The sequence below is a fragment of the Paenibacillus liaoningensis genome, from assembly GCF_059609455.1.
Genome location: NZ_JCAALU010000045.1, coordinates 1 through 3,328 on the forward strand (window position 1 = coordinate 1; position 3,328 = coordinate 3,328).

The following is a 3,328-nucleotide window of genomic DNA, read 5'->3' on the forward strand; positions in this document are numbered from 1 at the left end:
GGGGCAGCTCATCTACCACTACCGTCTGTCGCGGGAAGCGGGGATACGAGAGCAGCGGATCTTGAATACAAGACTGTCGGGTCTGACACTGCAAGGAGAAATTCTGGCGGTAAAAGGGGAACAGGTGCAGGTGCATCTGGCTATCGACGATAAGCAGGACAAGGGAACGGCGCACTGGTACCGCTATGCCCCGGAGACAGGAAGCGCGATGTACAGTATGCCGCAGGTAGGGACGAAAGCGAATCTGTATCTAGCTGATGCAGGTGGTCAAGAAGCGATCGTCACGGGTGGTGTACGTACGAACGGGGCAAGTGCGGAGAAGACGGCTGATCCGAACAACCGATATTTTGGCACGGAGCATGGCAGTGAAATGAAGCTGTCCCCGACGGGAGTCGAGTTTACAGGCGGAAGCAAAGAGCCGTTGTTTTTGAAGCTAGACGATGCCGTCGGCATTATCTTGAGTAGTCCACGCAAGCTAACGCTGACAGCGAAGGAAGAGATTTCGCTGTTTACGCCGAAGCGTGTGGTCATTGGCGCGCAAGCGTTACTGGTAGCGAAGAAGACGAGCGCACCAAGCGGGATCACGCTGGAAGGCGAGTATAACCTGATGGGTGCGCAGATCCGAACGGAGGGGAAGGATCGGACGAGCTACGCACCGTATAACGATGCACCAGTAGAAGGCGAGCCGCCTCCCCCACCGCCACCTCCGGAAAAACCGCCGTTTAGCTGGGGAAAACTAGCGAGGAATGTGCTGGCGGGATTAGCTGTCGTCGCGGTAGTTGCGGTAGCAGCCGCATTTACGGTAGCGACGCTGGGAGCGGGAGCAGTTGTTGTCGGTGCCGTGCTAGCTGGAGCGGCCATTGCAGGAACTGCTGCGGTCGTGAGCCAAGCGGTGTCGGATATTGCCCGCGGCGAGGTCAGCGATATGGGGACGTATGTTTCAACGGCCTTCCGAGAGACGGTCATTGGGGCGATATCTGGGGCAGTGTTTGGCCCGTTCGGTCCGATGGCGAATCTAGGTGGACGTATGGCATTTGGTGCGGTGCAGAATGGGTTTGAGAGTGTCATTCGCCAGACGATGGAAGGCAAAGGATTTAGCTTTGGTACACTGGCGCTGGATATGGGAATCGGCGGATTAACCGGTGGTATAATGGATTCACGGATCACGAAGGCGATTGGTAGAGGCATTAAAAATGGAGTAAGCAAGCTTAGCGGATGGGTAGACGATGGTTGTCGTAAAATTTATAAAACACTGTGGGACATTGGGTTGGATCATAAAAACCTTGTAGATTGGAGCTTGAAAAAGCTTCAAGGCGCCGCCTTTGCCTTGAAAAACATGAGTAATGGACTAGTTCCATCAGGAGCTGGTGGTCCAGGGGGGAATTATTGGCATCATAGTGCGTCTGATCCGAAGCCATCAGCTAATTCTTCGCTTCATCATGATGCAGGTATGGGGACAGGTAGTTCTGTTCATAGATCTGAAGTTGATGAAGTGATAAGAAGTAATTACGATAAAAATGGGAATTTGATAAACAGATCTGTTGTACCTAAAGGCTATGACAGCGTTGAGGACTTCTTAAAAGTTGTTGACGATAAAACAATTAAAAAATATGGATATGATAGTATTGAAGAGTTCAAAGATGTAGTGGGGCTTGTAGATAATTATTTAAACGCTTCACCTACTAATAATATTCTTAATAAATCATTAGCAGGAGGTACACATGTGAAAGGTGTAGACTATGATATTCTTGGATTTCCTATATTCAAGGGAGATGATGTGAAATTTCAAATGAAATTTGAAAAGGATATGTTCATTTTATCGGATGAAAAGCAATTTAAAGCATGCACAAATGCTTTAAAAGATGCGATTGAGAGCGGCAATATTTCGAAAGATATTTTTACTGCTAAACAACTTGAAGATATTTTTAACGGTGAGGCTAGAATAAAAGGATTGACTTGGCACCATCATCAGGTTCCTGGTAAAATGCAATTAGTAGTATCAACTACGCATAAAGTAAATCATTTAGGTGGAAATTCATTATGGGGAGATGGTATTAGATGAGTAATGTTAAATGGAGATCGCCAGATGAGCCTGTTACACGAGAAGATGTTGAAAAAGTGGCTGAAGAAATAGGGGTTATATTTCCTTTAGATTATATAGAATGTGTGATGGAGAATAATGGTGCACATGTAAGCCCAGAATTGTTTGAAGTAGAAGGAAAAGAAAAAGTATTTGGTACTCTAATAACATATGATAAAGATGATGCTGAATATATTATTAACGTGTTCGATGATTATAATGAAACACTTCCAGAAAAGGTAGTTCCTTTTGCCTTTGATCCAGGAGGTAATTTAATCTGTTTTGATTACAAAAAGAACGAGGAAAAACCAGTTATTGTATTCTGGAATCACGAGGGAGCCGCAGAAAAGGCTGTATTGATAAATAATGAGGGAATGACTGAAGAGCAGGCGGAGAATACGGCTAGAAGAAATATTTTTTATGTTGCAGATTCATTTACAGCATTTCTTAACAAATTGCGCGATTAATAAGATCGAATACGACGGTTTGTAAGATGAAGTGCAACACTTAAAAATGACCATGACTGATTCGCTTATAGGATTAAGGTATCATACAACTCCTACAATAGGAGAATTAAACATGAGTAATAGATATTCTAGTATAATAGAACTCTTGAAATACTGCATTAAAGGAGAGGAGGATAGAGTGAGGACGCGATAATTGGAGTATTACTCTTAATAAAATTGAGTAGGATTAGAAGGTTTGCATCTGTGCGAACCTGGACAAGTATCCTATGTGGTAATGCTAAAGAACGGAAAAGCATCATTGAACTGGAATACGGTACTTTAGAAGTGTATTTAGCATTTTTTAGCGTGCTTTATTTAAGAAGATATCGGTAGCATTTTAAGTTTTAATATGCAAAAAAATGTTTATGCGGTAACTAATATATGTGATTAAAAGGTTTACTTCACTTGAAAAAGTCGAAGTAAGCCTTTTCTATTTTAAACTACAAAAATCCCCACTATACGAAGCGAGAGTGCAAGCAGCCAAACAGCCCACCCGATCTACACCCTCGCAGATATCTATATGACCGAAAGCCCCTATGAGCAAATCACCGCCCTTTCAATCGTAAAAGAAGTGAATGAGCATATCCAGCTGACGCTGAGCGGCATTGTGCCGGAAAGCAAGCTGGACGTGTATATCGAGCGCATCTCGGACAATGAGCCGATTGAGGTGTACACGCAGACGGAGGAGAGCGGCAAGCGGACGCTTTTTCACGGCATCATTACTAACGCCCGCATCCAAGTG

Annotated in this window: 2 protein-coding genes and 1 pseudogene; all 3 read left to right on the forward strand. The window is 44.3% G+C overall.

All coding sequences use genetic code 11. The annotated features are described in order from the left end of the window. The first annotated feature begins 217 nt into the window (after nt 1–217). Nucleotides 218–2,062, forward strand: a complete 1,845-nt coding sequence (locus tag AC6B99_RS33220; RefSeq protein ID WP_496665167.1) for an HNH endonuclease — start codon at nt 218–220, stop codon at nt 2,060–2,062. Continuing rightward, complete coding sequence (locus AC6B99_RS33225) at nt 2,059–2,547, forward strand: SMI1/KNR4 family protein (protein WP_496665166.1); 489 nt, start codon at nt 2,059–2,061, stop codon at nt 2,545–2,547. Before AC6B99_RS33220 ends, AC6B99_RS33225 begins: the two co-directional genes overlap by 4 nt. A 559-nt stretch (nt 2,548–3,106) precedes the next feature. Continuing rightward, nucleotides 3,107–3,328 (forward strand): annotated as a pseudogene (locus tag AC6B99_RS33230) (hypothetical protein); the annotation flags it as partial.

Bases quoted from the DNA above. Each gene is read 5' to 3' on its own strand.
- AC6B99_RS33225 (WP_496665166.1), top strand. From the start codon at position 2,059: ATGAGTAATGTTAAATGGAGATCGCCAGATGAGCCTGTTACACGAGAA.
- AC6B99_RS33220 (WP_496665167.1), top strand. From the start codon at position 218: ATGCCGCAGGTAGGGACGAAAGCGAATCTGTATCTAGCTGATGCAGGT.